The following is an 18,883-nucleotide window of genomic DNA, read 5'->3' on the forward strand; positions in this document are numbered from 1 at the left end:
TAATGTTGATATAAAAGTAATAAGTTCCTGTGGAATTAAATCGAATCTTCTTTAAAAATCTTTTTCTTTATCATATACTTAGGGACAATATTTATCGTTATATAATTTAATTACGGTAATTCTTAACTTCTAGAGAACACTATGCTAAGAAAAAAAACCGCTGTAATACTGTGTTTTGTTGGGTCTTTATTTTACGTGAATGCCCAAGAATCCGAAATCTATACTTTTGACCAAAAGGACTACCAGGAAGCTTTGGCCTTGTATAACAATAAACAGTATCAAGCAGCTCAGACTATCTTTGAAAAGGTAAAAAACAATACCAGGGATGAAGAGACCCAGGCCAATAGTGCGTATTATGCAGCTACTGCGGCAATTCGCCTAAATCAGTTGGGGGCCGATAGGTTAATGGAAGACTTTGTTGAAAAGTACCCAACTTCTACCAAACGCAATTCTGCCTATATCGATGTTGCCGATTATTATTTTGCAACCGGAAAATATCCATATGCCTTAAAATGGTATTCCAAGGTAGACCAAAGTTCCATGTCGAGGAAAGACAAGGAACGCTTCAATTTTAACAATGGTTATGCCTTGTTTTCCTCCAACAAACCAAAAGAGGCCGAGCGTTATCTAAACCAGGTGACCACTTCTCCGACCTATGGTTCCCAAGCCAAGTATTACTTGGGGTATATTTCGTATCAGCAGGACGATTATGCACAGGCCAATCAGCGTTTTGATCAGATCACCGACCAAGAATTGTTGGAGGAAAAGCTGTCCTATTATCAGGCGGATATGAACTTTAAATTGGGCAAGTTCGAAGAGGCTATAGCCTTGGCAAAAAAACAATTGCCAAAATCTGATAGAAATGAAGTTTCGGAACTCAATAAAATTATTGGGGAGAGTTATTTCAACCTAAAACAATACGCCAATGCAATTCCTTATTTAACCGAATATAAGGGAAAAAGAGGAAAGTGGAGCAACACGGATTATTATCTATTGGGCTATTCCTATTATATGCAGGGCGATTATGCCAATGGTATACAGCAATTCAACAAAATAATTGATGGCAACAACGATGTTTCCCAGAATGCCTATTATCATTTGGCGGAATGTTATCTGAAGTTGGATAAAAAACAAGAGGCCTTAAACGCCTTTAGAAATGCTTCCCAAATGGATTTCATTCCTGAAATTCAAAAGGATGCCTATTTAAATTATGCCCGACTGAGCTATGAAATAGGGAATGCGTATGAGCCCGTACCTAAGGTATTGACCAATTATTTGGAGAAATATCCCAATGACCCCAATAAAGGGGAGATGCAGGAACTTTTGGTGGATTCTTATATCACTTCCAAAAATTTTGCCGGTGCCATGGAGCTTTTGGAGAAAAACAAAAACTTTGCCAGTAAGGCAACTTATCAAAAAGTGGCCTTTTACAGGGGAGTGGAATTGTTCTTGGAAATGAATTATGAGGAAGCATCGGCCGTGTTTAAAAAATCCCTGGACAATGCCGAAGACCAATACTTTAAGGCCAGGTCCAGCTACTGGAAGGCGGAATCCGACTATAACATGAATCACTTTGATGAGGCATTGGCTGGATATCTTCAATTCAAATCAAATCCCAGTGCCAAAGCAACTCCTGAATTAAAGGATTTGAATTACAATCTGGCTTATACCTATTTCAAACTAAGAAATTATAATAATGCCATAGCTGCGTTTTCTGGTTACGTGGAGTCCAATAACGGGGATAGCGAAAAACTAAATGATGCCTATCTGCGCTTAGGGGATAGTTATTTTGTGAGCAGCAAATATTGGCCTGCCATAGAGACCTATAATAAGGCAATAGCTCGGAATAGTCCTTCGAGCGACTATGCGGCCTACCAGAAGGCAATGAGCTATGGGTTTGTTGACAGGAGTGCTACCAAAATAGAGGAGCTTTCCAACTTTGTGTCCAGATATCCAAACTCAACCCTTAAGGACGACGCCTTGTTTGAACTGGCCAATTCCTATGTCAGGGCCAATAATACGGAAAGAGGGTTACAGCTGTACGATCAACTTATCATGGATTACAAGGGCAGCACTTTGGTGCCACAGGCCATGCTGCGTCAGGGATTGGTGTATTATAATGCCAATAGAAATGAACAGGCTTTGGCCAAATTCAAAACAGTGGTAAGGGATCACCCAAACACTCAGGAAGCGCTTCAAGCCGTAACTACGGCCAAGCTTATTTATGTAGATCTGGGTAGGGTGAATGAATATGCCCAATGGGTTAAAGGTCTCGATTTTGTTGAGGTAACCGATACAGAACTGGACAATGCTACTTTTGAATCTGCGGACAAACAATATATTGAAGGCAATCAGGATGCGGCCATAAAGGGATATGAGGCCTATATTAAACAATTTCCAAACGGACTGAATTCCTTAAAAGCCAATTTTAATTTGGCACAATTGTATTTTGGCAAAGGTCAGAAGGACAAAGCACTGCCCTACTTTAAGAATGTGGCCGGAAAGGGCGCCAATGAATATGCCGAGCAGGCACTTACCAGGGTATGCGAGATCTATGTAGGCAAGAATGATTATGTTACGGCCATTCCCTACTTGGAAGAACTGGAAGCCAAGGCGGAAATTCAACAGAATATCACCTTTGCCCAGTCCAATTTAATGAAGGGTTATTATCAGCGGTCAGACTACGCCAAGACCATTCAATATGCCACTAAGGTGTTGTCCAATTCCAACATAGATAACCGAATTAAAAGTGATGCACAAATAATGATCGCAAGATCGGCTATTAAGACCAAGGATGAGAACAGGGCGGAAAAGGCCTATTCGGAAGTGGTTAAAATTGCAACTGGGGAGTTAGCGGCCGAGGCACTTTATTACGACGCTTATTTTAAGAATAAGGCCCAAAATCACGAGGCTTCCAATGCTTCGGTTCAAAAATTGGCCAAGGATTATGCGGGGTATAAGGAATGGAGTGCCAAAGGTTTGATCATTATGGCCAAGAATTTCTATGCCTTGGGAGATGCTTTCCAAGCTACCTACATTTTGGATAGTGTTATCGCCAATTTCGGAGATTTTCCTGAAATAGTGGCTCAGGCCAAACAGGAATCGTCCATTATTAAGGCAAAAGAAGCTCAAAGTAATTCCTCTATTAATCCAGAGGGAAATTAAAATTTCCTTGCAAAAAGAACACAATATGCACAAGCACATTAAAATATCCATATTTGCTATTTTAGGTTTTCTACAGATCGGATTGGCACAGGATGATAAAAAAGATTTAGGTACGGAAACGGTGACAGTGGTAAAGGCATATGCACCTACCATTTCGGATGCGTTTAAGGTGAAGTCAATACCTACTTTGAACGATTCCATTGTTTTGCAAAAAAAGCCTATCAATTACAGTATATTTTCCGTGCCCGTGGCCTCTACATTTACACCTTCTAAGGGTAAGGCTTCCGGGGTGAAAAAACTACCCCCGGAAAAAATATATAACTCCTATGCATCCTTAGGTCTGGGCAACTTTAATAACGCTTTGGCGGATTTCTATACCAGTAGCGCCCTGAACAGGGATGAAAGATTGGATGTAAGTCTTAACCACCATTCCTCTAGGGGGGAAATAGACGGAACCGCTTTGGATAATATATTTTATAATACCAAATTGGATGCCAATTATACCAAAAGGGACAGGGATATAAGTTGGGGAGCCAATATAGGGGCACAACATCAATTATATAATTGGTACGGAATCCCCAATGGATATTATACAGAGGAACTAGTGAACGATATAGATGAAAAACAGAACTATTTCAATGCATTTGCAGGTGGTTTTGTGGAAATGGAGGATTCCTTCTTTAAAAGTGTCAATTTGTTCTATAGAAGGTTTTGGGATTCCACCAAATCAGGTGAAAATAGGGCAGTGCTAAAGCCTGCCTTCGAATTTCCCTTAGGCGATGAGTTATTGACACTTAAGGCCAAGGTAGATTATTTGGGCGGTAAGTTTAAAAATGGCCAAGTGGCCAATGATTCCAATGTGCCTGGAATAGATTATTCGCATTTGCAAGTTGGTATAAATCCCAATATTAATATTTTAGGAGACGATCTTTCGCTTAACCTCGGCGTTAATTTAGTGTATGGTATGGATTTGGAAAACAGCGAGGGCAATTTCTATATTTATCCCACAATTACGGCATCGTATCGTTTGTTGGATGAGGTGGCCATAGCTTACGGTGGGGTAGAAGGTGAGTTAAAGCAAAACTCGTTCTATGGATTTGTAGAGGAGAACCCCTACGTTTCCCCAACCTTGGACATGCAACCAACAGATCAGCAATACGACGCCTACATTGGTTTAAAAGGGCAATTATTACCTAATCTTAGTTACAATCTTAAGGGCTCTTATATGGCGGAAAATAGAAAACCACTATTTTTGCTGAATCCTGAAAATACTTCCAGGACAGATGAAAAAGGGTATTTCTATGGAAATAGTTTCCAGGTGTTTTATGATGACGTAAAGACCTTAGGCATTTTTGGTGAATTAAATGTAGATATAAACCGTAATTTTAGTCTAGGAATAAATGCCCAAGTGTATGACTATGATACGGAAACGGATAATCCGGCTTGGAACCTGCCAGGTCTTACCGCATCTATGTTTATGGATTATCAAATAGGAGAGAAGTGGTTCATGGGTGCCAATTTATTTTATGTGGGAGAACGCGATGATCTTTATACGGTGGCCTCGCCAGGTACATTACCGGAAGATTTTGATATGACTCCCATTACCTTGGATAGCTATTTTGATGCCAATGCGCATATTGGCTATCGAATAAATGAGCAATTGTCCGTTTTTGCAAAAGCTAATAATATAGCCAACCAGAATTATATGCGTTGGAACAATTATCAAGTACAGGGATTCCAGGTCTTGGCCGGAGCCACGTACAAATTTGATTTATAGATAAGAATTAATTATTAAAATTAGCGGTTGGTCATGATCTGCCAAAAACCCCGTGGTATTTTATGATCTCCGTAAATGTACCTTCTGCCTTTAGCCTTCTATCTTGGGAGGCAAAAAGGCAGTAAGGTATTTTTGTTTTTAAGAGTAATTGCATTATTGGGAGTTAAATAACGATGTGACCTCTTGTCCCATTTTTAACTAGACACCCCGCGATGAGGTTACCAAGGATAAGATTTTTTTTAAAGCGGTGATGGCAAATCTTGAACAAAGTTATATTTGGGAAATTGTATTTTTTAAAACTGTCCCATTCGTCACGCTTACGGGACATTTAGTCACAGAATAGGAAAAAAGATTACTTTTTGTTAATGGATAACTTTCTTTTGTTGTCTCGATAAATATTAATATTAAAACTTTATAAGAATGAGAAATTTTGGAAAATTGTTTTACGCCAGTATTTTTTTTGTTTGCGGCAGTATGTCCCTTTTGGCAGAGAACCCAAGTAATAGTACTTTTTGTTCCATTGATCCTACCGAAGTACTTGAAAAAGTGTATAAATCCCCAATCGGAATATGGGAATATACAGTGGAGGATGTTCCTTACGAATACAGTGCAGGAGTGTTGGTCATTACCAAGGAAAAAGAGGAGTATAAGGTGTTAGTAAAAGTCAATTACAATACCCTGACGGCTTCAGATGTAAAGGTCAATGAAGATGAAGTAAACTTTTCGGTTTATATTGAGGGGGGTAAAGTACAAGTTTCCTTGCAAGTAAAGGATGATCTTATAAATGGTAACGCCAATTCTACAGAAGGTTCATTTTCATTGAAAGGAAAAAGAAATAAATCCTAAAAATTTTATAGAACAGACAGTTGTATTTGACTGTAGGTATTACAAACATCCTTGAATATGAGGATGTTTTTTTATTTTTGATAAAATGTACCTAAACTTTTTGTCCGTGAGGGATTCTTTCTGCCAAAAAGTTTAGCATACAATTTATTCGGTATGAGGCTAATCACTGTAAGTTGTAGAAATTGGATAGGGATTTTGTCTGTATTATGCCTCGGAAGGGCTATGTCCCAAAACCTAGTGGAAAATCCCAGTTTTGAAGCTTTTTTGGAATGTCCGGATCGTTTAGGGAACTTTGGGGAAGACCTTGAATATTGGTCCGTACCCACTCAGGGAACCACGGATTATTTTAATACCTGTAGTCTTAGCATGGGGGTGCCCACTAATTTTATGGGTGAGCAAACGGCAAAATTTGGGGATGGCTATCTAGGATTTTATATGTTCGCCCCTGAGGATTACAGGGAATATATTCAAGGTGAGTTCAAGGAGCCTTTAAAGAAAGGGATTACCTATACACTGTCCTTTTATATAAGCCTGGCGGAGAATTCGGATCATGTTGTTCGTGATTTTGACGTTCTATTCTCGACAAAACCAATAGATGTCAAAATAAAAAAGGGAATTACCAAATGGCAGCTTTCCAAAATTGAAGGGAATAATTTCACCATCATCGAAATTTTGGGTGACGAATTTATAACGGATGACAATGCATGGACCAACATCTCCACTTCCTTTCTTGCCGCGGGCGGCGAGCAGTTTATTACTATTGGTAATTTTAAGAATAATGCTTCTACAAGGCGACAAAAATTGGTAAAGGAAAAAAATGTGAATGGGGCTTATTATTTCTTGGATATGGTATATGTTGGGGAGGGAATGCACACCTATGCCTTGGACGAGGCCCATATTTTTGAGAATGTCAATTTTAATTTCGATGAGTTTAATCTAGGGGAAAAGGGCGCACATGAGATAATGCGCGTTTACAAATATTTGCAATCTGATAGTACTTTGAATATTGTAATCAACGGTTATACGGACAATTTGGGAACTATTTCCTACAATAAAGAGCTTTCTGTTAAACGTGCAATGACGGTGGCAAATAGGCTGATTAAATTGGGTTTGGCCAGACAAAGAATTACCTATAATGGCATTGGAACAGCGCAACCCCTAGCAAATAATGAGGATGAAGAGGGTAGGGCACGGAATAGAAGGGTGGAGTTTATAATTTCCAAAACCCCTGAAAAGTAAGGTTTTAAAGGGTTAAGCGAATTTTTTTTTGGTACTTGTTAAAATTGTTGGCTATAAATGATTGTGGTTCAAACTTTTGGAACTATATTTGATCCACAATAAGTAATTAATTTAAATTTTAGTAATGAGTAGAGGAACAGTAAAATTTTTCAACGATGCCAAAGGATTTGGGTTCATCACAGAAGAAGGTTCTAACAAAGAACATTTTGTACACATCTCTGGTTTAATCGACGAAATTCGCGAAGGCGATGAAGTTGAGTTTGAACTGAAAGAAGGAAAAAAAGGATTAAACGCAGTAAACGTTAAAGTTATTTAATATATACTTTTTTAATTTCCTAAGACCTAAGGCCTATCGTTTGATAGGCTTTTTTTTTGTTCGTGAGACCCGTATTTCAAAAGCCGCAGGCGCATTGAAATACGATAGTCGAACGAACCCCGCCTTTTGGCGGAGTTTGCGGTTCAATACCCCGACCTTGGGGTACCTCCCTTATAGGAGTCCCGTATTTGGTTTAGGGTTTAAGTTATGAAGTTGGAAATTATTGCACCTGAATGTGCTGATCTGGCTTTATATTTATAGACCTTAGTTGGGCCTAGTTTTATTCTTTATATTGGTCTATGGAAACATTTATGGGCAATATTGGTACACAGTCACGCTAATCCCCATATTACTATTGTTGGTTTCCTTACCTAACTAAAATGCTATTGTCCCTATGTTCGAATATTTGGAGAAAATAAAATTACTGATCAATAAAATGTCTACTGATCAGAAAGATCAATTGGTTAGTGCCGCTAAAATTGTGGCGGACGTTATAAAGAACGATGGCATAATCCACACCATAGGTACTGGTCATTCCCAGATGATCGGTATGGAAATGTTTGGCAGGGCCTCCAATTTGGCCAATGTAAATGCCATTATGGACGATATGGTGCTTATGGCAGGCGGGGCAAGAAGATCGGCAGAAATGGAGCAGATTAGTGGTCTTGCCGAAATACTTTGGAACAACTATACATTTAATAAAGGGGATGTATTGATAGTTGTTTCCAATTCCGGAAGAAATGCCTTGCCCTTGGAGATGGCTATGAAGGCCAAGCAGGAAGGATTAAGTACAATAGCGATCACCTCCTTGGAGCAGTCCAAAAGGTATGCTTCCAGACACGTGAGTGGAAAGAAATTATATCAGATTGCGGATTTGGTCATTGATAATTGTGTTCCTTCCGGGGATGGGGTTATCTCCATAAACGATCTTCTCATAGGTCCAGCTTCCTCGGTGTTGGGAATGATCATTGTAAATATAATCTCCACCGAAGCCATCAAAATTAATCTGGACAGAGGTGTGTATGTCTCCGTTTTTCAAAGTCAGAACATAGATGAGGCGGACAATGAGGCGCTCTATCAAAAATATGAGTCCCGGATTAAACACCTATAGCATCTATATGGGCTCTCTAAAAGTAGTCCAAGAGTGCCACAATCCCATTATAAGAAATAATAATTGAAAAAAGAAAAGCAGCATATAATCCTATATTTAGGAAAATACTTGCTTTGTAATTGCCCATAAGCTTTTTATTATTGATCAGTAGAATAATCCCGAATATTACCAAGGGCAGTACAAATACATTAAATACTTGGGATAAAATCTGCATTTCTATAGGGTTGGCGCCAAAAACAGGTACAATTAGCGCAAACAGACATGCAACCGCCGTAATTATCTTAAACTGCTTGGAAGTGGTGTCCAATTCCCCTGATTGGTAATCGGCCAATAGAATAGGAGCAATCAATAGGCATGGAAATATAGAGGACAGACCGGCACTTAAAGTTCCAAAGAAAAACAGGGTCAAAGCGAATTTTCCTGCTACCGGTTCCAAGGTGTTTACCATATCTAAAACTTTGGTAACTGGCTGACCTTGATGAAACAGGGCGCCACTGGCTACGGCCATAACCGATGCACTAATAACAAAGACCAGACAAGCGGCTATTATGGAATCCTTTTTTTGTTGCTTGAGGTTGTTGATATTCCATCCCTTACCCTTAACGAATAATGGACGCGATAAAAAAGTGGCGGCTGCCATAGTAGTCCCTACAAAGGCGGCCACCATCATTTTACCTCCTTCCACCTGGGGTATGGATGGAATTAGACCTTTTGCCACTTCAATAGGCAAGGGGTAGACCATAAAAAGAGATATAAAAAAGGAAAGCCCCATTATAGTGACGAAAATCACCAATATTTTTTCAAAGAAGGCATATTTTCCTACCATGAGGAATCCATACATAATTATAATCACCACAATAGCAATTATTAAAACAGATTCATATTGATGGCCCTGTAAATTGGGAAAATAGATAAGGAATATCTCGAAGATAATGTTGGCGGAAATCCCTAAAATTCCCATCAAGGAATTCCATTGCCCAAATGAAATGCCAATGATTATCATTATGGCAATAAGCTTACCCCATTTTAGGTGTTTTTTAAAAGCAAATAGCGCTGTTTCTCCGGTAACTAGGGCGTAATTGCCATAGGAGAACATTAAGATTCCAGAAAATATGCAACTCAACAATAAAACCCATAGCAATTGCATGCCATAGGTGCTTCCCGCAACGATCATAGACGTTACGCTCCCTGTACCTATAGTATAACCAATTGCAAAAATCCCTGGGCCAAAAGCCAGTATTAGGGCCAATATTTTTTTTAGAAATGAATTGTTTTTGGTCGGGTTTTCCATCTAATTAGTTTCTTAGTTTTATAATAGATCCTAATGTTTCGCGAACGGTATTTTCAAGTCCAACAAAATCCCCATTGGTTAATATTTCTTTACTGATAAGTTGGGAACCCAGTCCTACGCAGGTTACACCGGCATCAAACCATGCTTTTAAGTTGGAAACTTCAGTAGTGACCCCTCCAGTGGGCATAATACTTGTCCAAGGTTGTGGGCCCTTAATGGCCTTTACAAAGGAAGGGCCGTAGGTAGCTCCGGGAAATAATTTTACAATTTCGCAACCCAATTCCTCGGCATTGTTAATTTCGGTGAGGGAACCACAGCCTGGAGACCAAAGGACTTTTCTTCTGTTACAGGCGATGGCAATATCTTCCCTTAGGGACGGGGTTACTATAAAATTGGCCCCCATCTGCATATATAAAGATGCTGCGGCTGCGTCGGTAATGGAACCTACCCCGAGTATCATGCCCTGAAGTTCCTTGATGGCGAATTTGTTGAGTGCAGAAAATACTTCGAAGGCGAAGTCGCCCCTTGCGGTAAATTCCATCAATCTGGCACCCCCGTCATAGCAGGCCTTTAATACCTTCTTGCCCAATGCAATGTCCGAATGGTAGAATAAAGGTACCATTCCGGTTTCCTTCATTACTGTTGCTACTTCTATTCTTGTGTATTTTGCCATATAATTATATCAGTGTTTGGTAGTAATCCAAGTATTGTAATGAACTGTATTCTTTGGCATAGAAAACCAAGTGTTTACACTTCTGGTCGCACGGACCTTGGCTACATATGTAATTTGCAAATACTAATAAATCCGGGAAGAGCTTATTAGTGCATGAATTCCCGGATTTTAATTACTTTTTTACCTATTGTTTTGTATTTTCTTAAATTCCTAAACCTTGTCCACCACCTATTTGGATAGTTTCGGCTGTAAGGAAAGCGGCATCTTTGCCAGCTAAAAATGAAATTACAGATGCTACTTCCTCAGGTTGCCCTAATCTTCCTAACAAAATATTGTTTTTCCAAGAAGCGAATACTTCTGGCTTAGTGGATTTAATTTCGGTATGGAAAGGGGTGTCAATGGTACCGGGAGATACCGCATTTACTCTAATCCCATATTCGGCAAGGTCTTTGGCCAATGCCCTGGTTATTGCATGGACACCCGCTTTGGATGTTCCATAAATTCCTGCTCCAGGTCCTCCGGCATTCCAACCGGCAATAGATGTATAATTAATTATAGTAGGAAGATCTCCTTTTTTTAGATAAGGTATGGCAGCTCTTGAAGCGAAAAACACTGAATCAAGGTTTAACGCCATTACAAATCGGTAAAATTCAGTTGTCATTTCTTCAAATCTGGATCTTCCGCCAAGTCCACCTGCGTTGTTTACTAGAACATCAATTTTCCCATATTTTTTCCCGATCTTATTAATGTTTGCCGTTACTTCGTCTTCCTTGGTAACATCAAATCCGTAATATTCAGCAGTGATGCCTTCCGCACTAAGCTCTTTAATTCTTTTAGCTCCAGCTTCATTATCGATACCGTTTAGGACAACAGTGTATCCGTCCTTGCCCAATCTTTGTGCCACTGCGAAACCAATACCCCCTGTTGCTCCTGTTATTACTGCTACTTTTCCTTTTGAATTGCTCATGTTATTAATTTTAATCTGTTTTTGTTTAATTTAATTTTTGCTTTTAAGCGGTTCAATTTTTGGGCATAATATCCATACACTCGCCATAGTTATTATAGCTAATGCTGCACCAATCACAAAGGCTGGTGTATAATTACCACCCGATGTAAGCCACGGGACTAGTGCTGTTAATCCAAATGCTCCTAGCTTAGCAGCCATTCCTGAAAACCCGGAAAGTGTACCTACTGTTTTTCCGCCAAATAAATCACTAGGTAAGGTCTGAACATTTCCAATTGCTGTTTGGAAACCAAATAAAATAATTGCCATTAGTAACACCGCGATTTCAGGGCCTCCCGGATTGGCCATCGCAAGTAAGGCAGGTAACATAATGACACATCCAAGTGTGATTACGAACTTACGTGTTTTGTTCACTGTCCAACCTACTTTAATACGGTTTTGGGCTAGTAGTCCTCCAAACCAAGCTCCGATCATAGCCCCTACATAAGGTACCCAAGCATAAAAACCGATTGATTTTACATCCATTCCATAAACTTCGTTTAAGTAAATGGGTATCCAAAAAACGAACAACCACCAAATCGGGTCGAGAGCAGCAGATGCAAGGATAACTCCCCAACTTTCTCTATGCTTTAGCATCTTACTAGTAGTAGGATTGTAACCTTCATCAAAATCCCCATCCTCATCTAAATCTTGGTTCTTCTGTCCAGTTAAGATGTATTCGCGTTCTTCATCTGTTATCCATGGGTGCTTTTTTGGTGGGGATTTCACTAAGATCCACCATGGAATAAGCCATAATAGCCCTACTACACCTACCAATATGAAAATATATTGCCAGTTGAAATAGACAGATAATATTCCGATCGTGGGGAAGGCAATAATTCCTCCGATAGCTGCCCCTGAATTGAATAACCCCTGTGCAAATGCCCGTTCCTTTGTTGGAAACCATTCTGCATTTCCTTTTGCTGCTCCCGGCCAGTTTCCAGCTTCTGATATCCCTAACAAAGAGCGGAAAATACTAAGACTTACCACTCCCTTTGCAAAAGCATGCATTGCGGTTGCAATTGACCAAAAACCAATAGATAGTGTAAACCCTATCCTTGTGCCCAGTTTGTCGAAAATTTTGCCGAATATAGCTTGCCCAAAAGCATAGGAAAATATGAATATGGTAGAGATTATTGCATAAATTCCTTTTCGTTCATCAGGCGTCTTTTCAGGATATAGATCCGCAGCAATATCAGGCCAAAGAACAGGTAGGGCTTGGCGATCTATATAATTGATAACTGTGGCTAAGGCGATGAGCCCAATAATCCACCATCTTAATCCTTTAATTTTCATAGTATTTTGCTTTGGTTTGTATTATTGTTGCTATGTAATTTATAGGCGATAGAAGGTATGCGGACCAATTGTCCGTGCTCTTTTAATACTTGAATTAGGGCTGAAAATTTTGGGAGTATTTAAATTGTAATTTAAATATTACGCAATTTCATGGTATTATTCTAAGTATTAATTCCCTTCAGATTATTTTTTTAAAAGCGATAAAAATGTGCGTTTTTATAACTTTTAATTTTTCTCAATCCGGAATGTTGTAACAATATTGATATAGCATTTTAAAATGTACCTTCATTTTTTCCTTTGCCAATTGGGGGTCCTGTTTCTTTATCGCTTCATAAATATCCCTGTGCTCTTGAATTCCTATAAATGCTATATTCTTGTCGCAAACGTGATATTTGGTAAAGTTGGTAATGATCTCCGGTGTTATGGTCAGCATGAATGTATTAATGGTACTATTCCCACTTGCCTTGGCTATTGCCAAATGGAACAAGAGATCTTCCTGCACCGCATCTTCCCCGTTCATTACTTTTGTAGCATAAGCCTCCAAAGCCTCCTCTATTTCTTTCAATTCTTCCTTGGATCTTCTCAAGGCCGCCAATCTAACGGTTTTTAGCTCCAAAAGTATCCTTGTCTCCACCAAGGATTTGAAATCTGGTTTTTCCAATCTAAGAATATCAGTGATCATTCCATTCAATGCCACGGAGCCAATATCGGCAACAAAGGTACCGCTCTGCGGCTTTGACTTTAACAGGCCATAGAACTCCAAGGTCTGTATGGCTTCCCTTACACTGCTTCTGCTCACTCCAAAATTTTCGGAAAGCTTTCTTTCCGAGGGTAATTTGTCCCCTGGCTCCAGGTTCTTGTAATTTATATAATCCCTGATCTTGGATATAATTTCTTTCTGAATTGCGTCGTTTTCGTTTTTCGGGAGAATTTCTATTTTCATGCTAATCTTGCTATTTCTTAAATTGGTTAACCAGATTGGTTTGTCAAATTTAGGTATAAAAGGCAATCGAGAAAAATATTACCTAATTATAATTCCAGCTTTGTTGCATTAACGTTACGATAATAAAAATTTACTGGCCTGACATCAAGCCAGTAAATTCTAAAACAAAACTAACTAAACTACTAATCCTTGATGGGGTGTTCCAAAGCGATTAAGTGCATTTAAACCATTCTTTATTTATTCTTTACCTCCAACTTTTAAAACCGGACTTTAGCAAATGTTCTTTCATCCTTAATTTGAAGGTAATAAACGACCCTGTAATAATTTTATCTATTGTTAATATCCATCATTTTGGGTAATAACTCCATCGCTAGCAAGAATTTCTGAGTTTGGTATTGGAAACACATAGTAGTTACTACTAATCGTTGCTCCCATTTCTGCATCTACTGTGCCCGTTCTCACCAAATCAAACCATCTATGTCCTTCAAGGGCCAACTCCAATCTTCTTTCGTCGGCAATGGCCTGTCTAACGTCGGCTTGTGAGCTTACTGTTCCAGTTAAACTATTTAAACCTGCCCTAGTTCGTATAGGATCTAATAATGGAAGTACAGTTGCTGCAGCGGAGCCAGTTTCATTCAGTGCTTCCGCGTGCATTAGAATAACATCGGATAACCTCATTTCTATAAAGTCCTGATCAAGAGCTCCAGTATATTTCTTACTACCATTCTGATTATCGGTATCAATAGTAAGCGTCTTTCTTAAATCCGTACCTCCTCCAGCAGCACTACTGGCGTCAAAAGCGGCCGTTAAGCGCGGATCTAAAGGTGTAAGAGATTTTGTATCTGCCCCGCTAACCCATCCTACAAAGGTGGTGGCTGATCCATATGCGTTTGGAACTGAAGTTGATAACTGGGTTGCAAAAATAATTTCTGAATTACCGTCTACTACAACGTTGGCATAGTCGCTTTCCAAACTAATCCCTGCAGCAGCAGCGCCGCTTACAACAGTTCCAAGCGTTGTTGCAGCTTCGGGAAAATTGCCTCTGAACAGATAAACTTTTCCTAGAAAAGCCTGAGCAGCGATTTTGGTTGCGCGTCCACTACTTAATCCGGAATTGCTCAAACCTGCTATTGCAGCTTGAAAGTCTGGGATTATTACATTATTGTATACGTCTGCGGCCGGTTGTCTTGCTAAAATGGACAAATCGGATGGACTGGGTGAAGGAGATAAATTCACGGTGACATCACCAAAAACAATCACCAATTTAAAGTAGGACAAAGCCCTTAAAAATTTGGCCTCCGCTATCTCAGTGGGCTTCGTTGAATTTTCAATGACGTTATTCGCACTTAAGATTGCCTTGTACAAATTGCTATAGAAGGGGCGAAAGAATTGCTCCACCAAATCCAAACCTCCTAAATCTGCATTGTAGGTGTCAAAAGCCGTATATGGGCTTTCTAACATCAACATATTGTCGGCCCTAAAGTCGCCCATCACACCCATTGGTGTTGAACCACCGGTCTGATAGTAATATGCTGCGTTCAAAACAGGTCCATATTCCTCCAAACCACTGGATTCAAGTAATAATGGTGGTGTTTGATCCAAATCGTTATCACATGCTGTTGTCAACAACAAGGAAACTAATACTATATAAATAGATTTCATTTTTTTCATGATTTCTTAATTAAAAATTAACATTTATACCCAAAGTGAAACTTTTTACTAGAGGGCTCGCTCCTTCTTGGTATCCGTAAGTGGTTGGACCCGCATAACCATCATTTTCAATCTCCACACCTTCGGGGTTAAATGAGGTATAATTGTCTGCCATTATGTACAACAAATTGGTAGCCGCAAGATATATTCTCATAGAACTTAAGCCAATTTTGTCTGTTAAATCAGAATCAAGTGTATATCCTAAAGTTATATTTCTTAAAGCAGTAAAGGAAGCATCCTGAATACCTGAACCATGAGCATTTCTGGTCTCCTGATAAAACTTGCCACTTGCATCGGCAATACCGTCGTCATTGGCATCAAAACTGGACTTTAATCTACCGCCAAATTGTGATTTCCAGTAAATTGGGTCGATATTGTAAAGTTCTGCTCCTTGGGATCCTTGGAACTGGAACGAGAAATCAAAATTCTTTATGTTCATTGAACTTGAAAGTCCCCAATAGAAATCCGGTGTTGCGGATCCCAACTTTACATAATCTTCTTCATAGGTAATTTCACCGTCACCGTTTTGGTCCACAACATAATATTCTCCGCTTCCAAATCCAACGCCTCTTGATGGATCTGACATATGTATCGTTTCAACCTCACCAGTTACTTCGTATCCCCACATTTCACCAATTTCACCTCCTACATAGTTTCTAAACTCTGGACCTCTACCACTGGGTCCACCGTAAATTTGCCTAGGCAGTTCGGTCAAATCGCCAAGATTGGTAATTTCTGATTCAGCAGTTGATAAATTGGCGTTGACATTCCAAGAGAAGTTTTGATTGGTAATTATTTTTGTACTAAGTTCAAACTCCAAACCGGAACTGGTAACATCACCTCGATTAAGTTTTATAGCAGGTGTCCCAAGAACCTCAGAAACACTTTGATTGATCAACATATCCTGGACATCAGACGTATAGTAATCAACACTAAATCTAATACGGTTACTTACAAAACCTAAATCAACACCATAGTTGGTCTCTTTATTGGTCTGCCATGTTAAATCTGGGTTTGCTATATCCTCAGGAATTAAAAATCCTGTCCCGAAAGCGGTCGGTGAGGTACCCAAAATACTTAATGAGTTGTATGAACCTAAGAAAGAAGCAGTTCCTAAAGATCCGGTACTAAACCTAAGTTTAAATAGGCTAAAAGCATCAGCATCTCCGAAAAAAGATTCATTATGAATATTCCAGCCTAAGGATAATGCTGGGAATACTGCGTATTTTTCATTGGCTCCAAATCGTGAGTCCCCATCCCTTCTAATGGATGCCGATAGTAGATAACGATCATCAAACGCATAGGCAATTCTTCCAAAAAAACCATTTCTTGACTGAGTCTCATCTATCTCGTTGGTAATCACGTCTGCAGGATCAAAAAAATCATAATTTAAAGGCAGACCATATGGTACGTTCGATCCATTGTTTACAATTCCCTTATAATAGGTATTTACAAATTCCATTCCCGCCACCGCAGAGATGTCATGTTTCTCAGCAAGTACTTTTGCATAACTCAATGTAGTTGTACTTAAGACGGTAGATTTTTTTATATTGGATATGTCCAATTCAGTTTGATTGGAACGTTGTTGACCATCTGTCAATATTCCGTGATATTCGTAGGTCTGGGTATCTTCCAAATCTGCTCCGAAAACAGTTTTTAAATTTAAACCCTCTATGATTTCATATTGTAAATAAGAACTCACATTCCCAAAATACGTTTTTTTCCATCTTTGTGAATTATCAAATTTAGCCGCAACACCTGCATCTCCTGTTCCTCCAATACCATTTTGATTTCTACCGTATTGCCAATCGTGAGCTACATCACCAGGTTGCAAATCATAGATGCTTGTAGGATCTAGACCGATACCTCTATAATCTTGGTCAAATGATCTACCTATGTTATTTCCTGTAAATCCAGAATCGAATAATGCTTGTCTGTTACGATCCAATTGCTGAACGAAATCTATTGAGGCTTGCGTATGGTAAATAGGACTAATGCTATATGATCTCAAAAGGTCTCTCATTTCCCAAGGAACAATATCTTGTTTACCATAATAACCATTCATACTCAATCCGGCCTTTAACTTTTTACCCAAGTTGGCATCTAGGTTCATACGTCCGTTATATCTTTCATAACCTTGCCCTTTTACTATACCATCAGTTTTCAAATATCCGAGTGAAGCAAAGGCTTTTAAGTTTTCTGACCCTCCGCTCACACTAAAATCATGATTAGTGGTACTACCATTTTTGAAAAGCCAATCTTCTATGCTTACAACATCGGGTGCATTAGCGAATGCATCTAGTCTGTAAGCCAATAAACCTGGGTCGGTTTCGGAAAGATCATAAGCACTAGTTTGTAATTCTTCGGCCCATTCTCCTGCTGTCTTAAGCATTTCTATGTCCTTCACATACTTGCTCGAGGTACTTGCATATGAATTATAATTAAAACTAACTTTTCCTGCTTTTCCTTTTTTGGTGGTTACCAAAATAACACCATTGGCACCTAAAGAACCATAAATAGCAGCTGAAGCAGCATCTTTTAGCACCTCTAAACTTTCAATATCGTTGGGATTAACGGTTGCCAAATTACCTGAAATTGGATAACCATCCACAACAATTAACGGCCCAGAGTCACCCGAAACAGATGAAGCTGCCCTAATTTGGATCTTAGGATCCGCACCAGGTTCTCCACTTTGATTTTGAATCCGTACCCCGGATAACTTACCTGCAAGAGCATCATCAACACGGGCTACTTGAACAGCAGCAACTTCATCTCCGCCTACTTTCGCGACCGCTCCGGTAAGATGCGATTTTTTTATAGTACCATATCCAACTACTACTACCTCATCAAGTTGACTTGCATCTTCTTGTAGGGTGATATTCAATTGTTCTTGATTTGTAATGGGGATTGATTGGGAAACAAATCCCAAGGACGAAAACTGCAGTACGTCCCCGTTTTTTACCGTAATTTGATAATTTCCATCAAAGTCGGTTGCTGTACCGGTAGTAGTATTGGCAATAATTACATTCACTCCAGGTACTGGGACCTTGGCAGCATCCGTTACCGTTCCAGACAGCATACGTCCATCCTGGGCAAACAGTGCAATGTTGAATAACAATACTACTGTTAGAATTAAATTAGTTTTGAATTTCATTAGTGATTTAATTAAGTTAGTAACAATTGATTAATAATGGCTTATATGCCATTGGTTCCTATAATGTGATATTGTTCACATTTAATCCTTCAACTTACTTAAACATTTAGCTGCACTAATATTTAATGAAATTGCTTATTTTTGCAGTAAATATGTTTATAGTAATATTTGCATGTTTGGTATTACTTCCCTTCAGAATGAAGTAATCTTTTTACAAAAGGATGGGTGTGCGCCCGTCCTTTTTTTTTGGTCAAATCCTATGGTTTATTTTCGAGTATTTTTCTGTTAACATGGTTCTTAAAGTTTTTAGTTTCTTTTGGTAAACCAAAGTGGTTAACCAGTTTGGTTTACCAAATATA

The 18,883-nt window shown here is 39.1% G+C and carries 13 protein-coding genes; 6 read left to right on the forward strand and 7 right to left on the reverse strand.

Annotated features, from left to right (window positions below; translation table 11 throughout):
* The first annotated feature begins 141 nt into the window (after nt 1-141).
* From LV92_RS00810 to LV92_RS00835, 6 genes are all read left to right on the forward strand, one after another.
* Entirely contained in the window at nt 142-3,165 is a 3,024-nt protein-coding gene (locus LV92_RS00810; protein ID WP_111621790.1) for a tetratricopeptide repeat protein, read from the forward strand.
* Between the two features lie 25 nt (nt 3,166-3,190).
* A complete protein-coding gene (locus LV92_RS00815) occupies nt 3,191-4,942 on the forward strand; it encodes a TonB-dependent receptor domain-containing protein (protein WP_111621791.1) in 1,752 nt (583 codons plus the stop codon).
* 420 nt (nt 4,943-5,362) lie between these two features.
* The gene (locus LV92_RS00820; protein ID WP_111621792.1) at nt 5,363-5,788 is read left to right on the forward strand and encodes a hypothetical protein; all 426 of its coding nucleotides are present in this window, start codon (nt 5,363-5,365) and stop codon (nt 5,786-5,788) included.
* Nucleotides 5,789-5,941: 153 nt separating this feature from the next.
* Complete coding sequence (locus LV92_RS00825) at nt 5,942-7,027, forward strand: OmpA family protein (protein WP_245946198.1); 1,086 nt, start codon at nt 5,942-5,944, stop codon at nt 7,025-7,027.
* A gap of 124 nt (nt 7,028-7,151) precedes the next feature.
* Complete coding sequence (locus LV92_RS00830) at nt 7,152-7,343, forward strand: cold-shock protein (protein ID WP_031442744.1); 192 nt, start codon at nt 7,152-7,154, stop codon at nt 7,341-7,343.
* Nucleotides 7,344-7,737: 394 nt separating this feature from the next.
* Nucleotides 7,738-8,454 carry a sugar isomerase domain-containing protein gene (locus tag LV92_RS00835; protein ID WP_111621794.1) on the forward strand — a complete coding sequence of 239 codons (717 nt, stop codon included), beginning with the start codon at nt 7,738-7,740 and terminating at the stop codon, nt 8,452-8,454.
* Between the two features lie 16 nt (nt 8,455-8,470).
* Here the strand turns inward: LV92_RS00835 and LV92_RS00840 are convergent, their stop codons facing one another.
* From LV92_RS00840 to LV92_RS00870, 7 genes are all read right to left on the reverse strand, one after another.
* Nucleotides 8,471-9,745, reverse strand: coding sequence for an Nramp family divalent metal transporter (locus tag LV92_RS00840; protein WP_111621795.1), 1,275 nt, complete (start codon nt 9,743-9,745; stop codon nt 8,471-8,473).
* Between the two features lie 4 nt (nt 9,746-9,749).
* The gene (locus LV92_RS00845) at nt 9,750-10,418 is read right to left on the reverse strand and encodes a bifunctional 4-hydroxy-2-oxoglutarate aldolase/2-dehydro-3-deoxy-phosphogluconate aldolase (protein ID WP_111621796.1); all 669 of its coding nucleotides are present in this window, start codon (nt 10,416-10,418) and stop codon (nt 9,750-9,752) included.
* 202 nt (nt 10,419-10,620) lie between these two features.
* Nucleotides 10,621-11,385 (reverse strand): SDR family NAD(P)-dependent oxidoreductase, encoded by a 765-nt coding sequence (locus LV92_RS00850; RefSeq protein WP_111621797.1) that lies wholly within the window; start codon nt 11,383-11,385, stop codon nt 10,621-10,623.
* 30 nt (nt 11,386-11,415) lie between these two features.
* A complete protein-coding gene (locus tag LV92_RS00855) occupies nt 11,416-12,717 on the reverse strand; it encodes an MFS transporter (protein WP_111621798.1) in 1,302 nt (433 codons plus the stop codon).
* Between the two features lie 235 nt (nt 12,718-12,952).
* Nucleotides 12,953-13,660 carry a FadR/GntR family transcriptional regulator gene (locus tag LV92_RS00860; RefSeq protein WP_111621799.1) on the reverse strand — a complete coding sequence of 236 codons (708 nt, stop codon included), beginning with the start codon at nt 13,658-13,660 and terminating at the stop codon, nt 12,953-12,955.
* 336 nt (nt 13,661-13,996) lie between these two features.
* Nucleotides 13,997-15,331 carry a RagB/SusD family nutrient uptake outer membrane protein gene (locus tag LV92_RS00865; RefSeq protein ID WP_211322912.1) on the reverse strand — a complete coding sequence of 445 codons (1,335 nt, stop codon included), beginning with the start codon at nt 15,329-15,331 and terminating at the stop codon, nt 13,997-13,999.
* Nucleotides 15,332-15,341: 10 nt separating this feature from the next.
* On the reverse strand, nt 15,342-18,524 hold the full coding sequence (locus tag LV92_RS00870) for a SusC/RagA family TonB-linked outer membrane protein (RefSeq protein ID WP_111621800.1): 3,183 nt from the start codon (nt 18,522-18,524) through the stop codon (nt 15,342-15,344).
* Nucleotides 18,525-18,883 lie beyond the last annotated feature (359 nt).

The sequence above is a fragment of the Arenibacter echinorum genome, from assembly GCF_003259375.1.
Lineage (GTDB): Bacteria > Bacteroidota > Bacteroidia > Flavobacteriales > Flavobacteriaceae > Arenibacter > Arenibacter echinorum.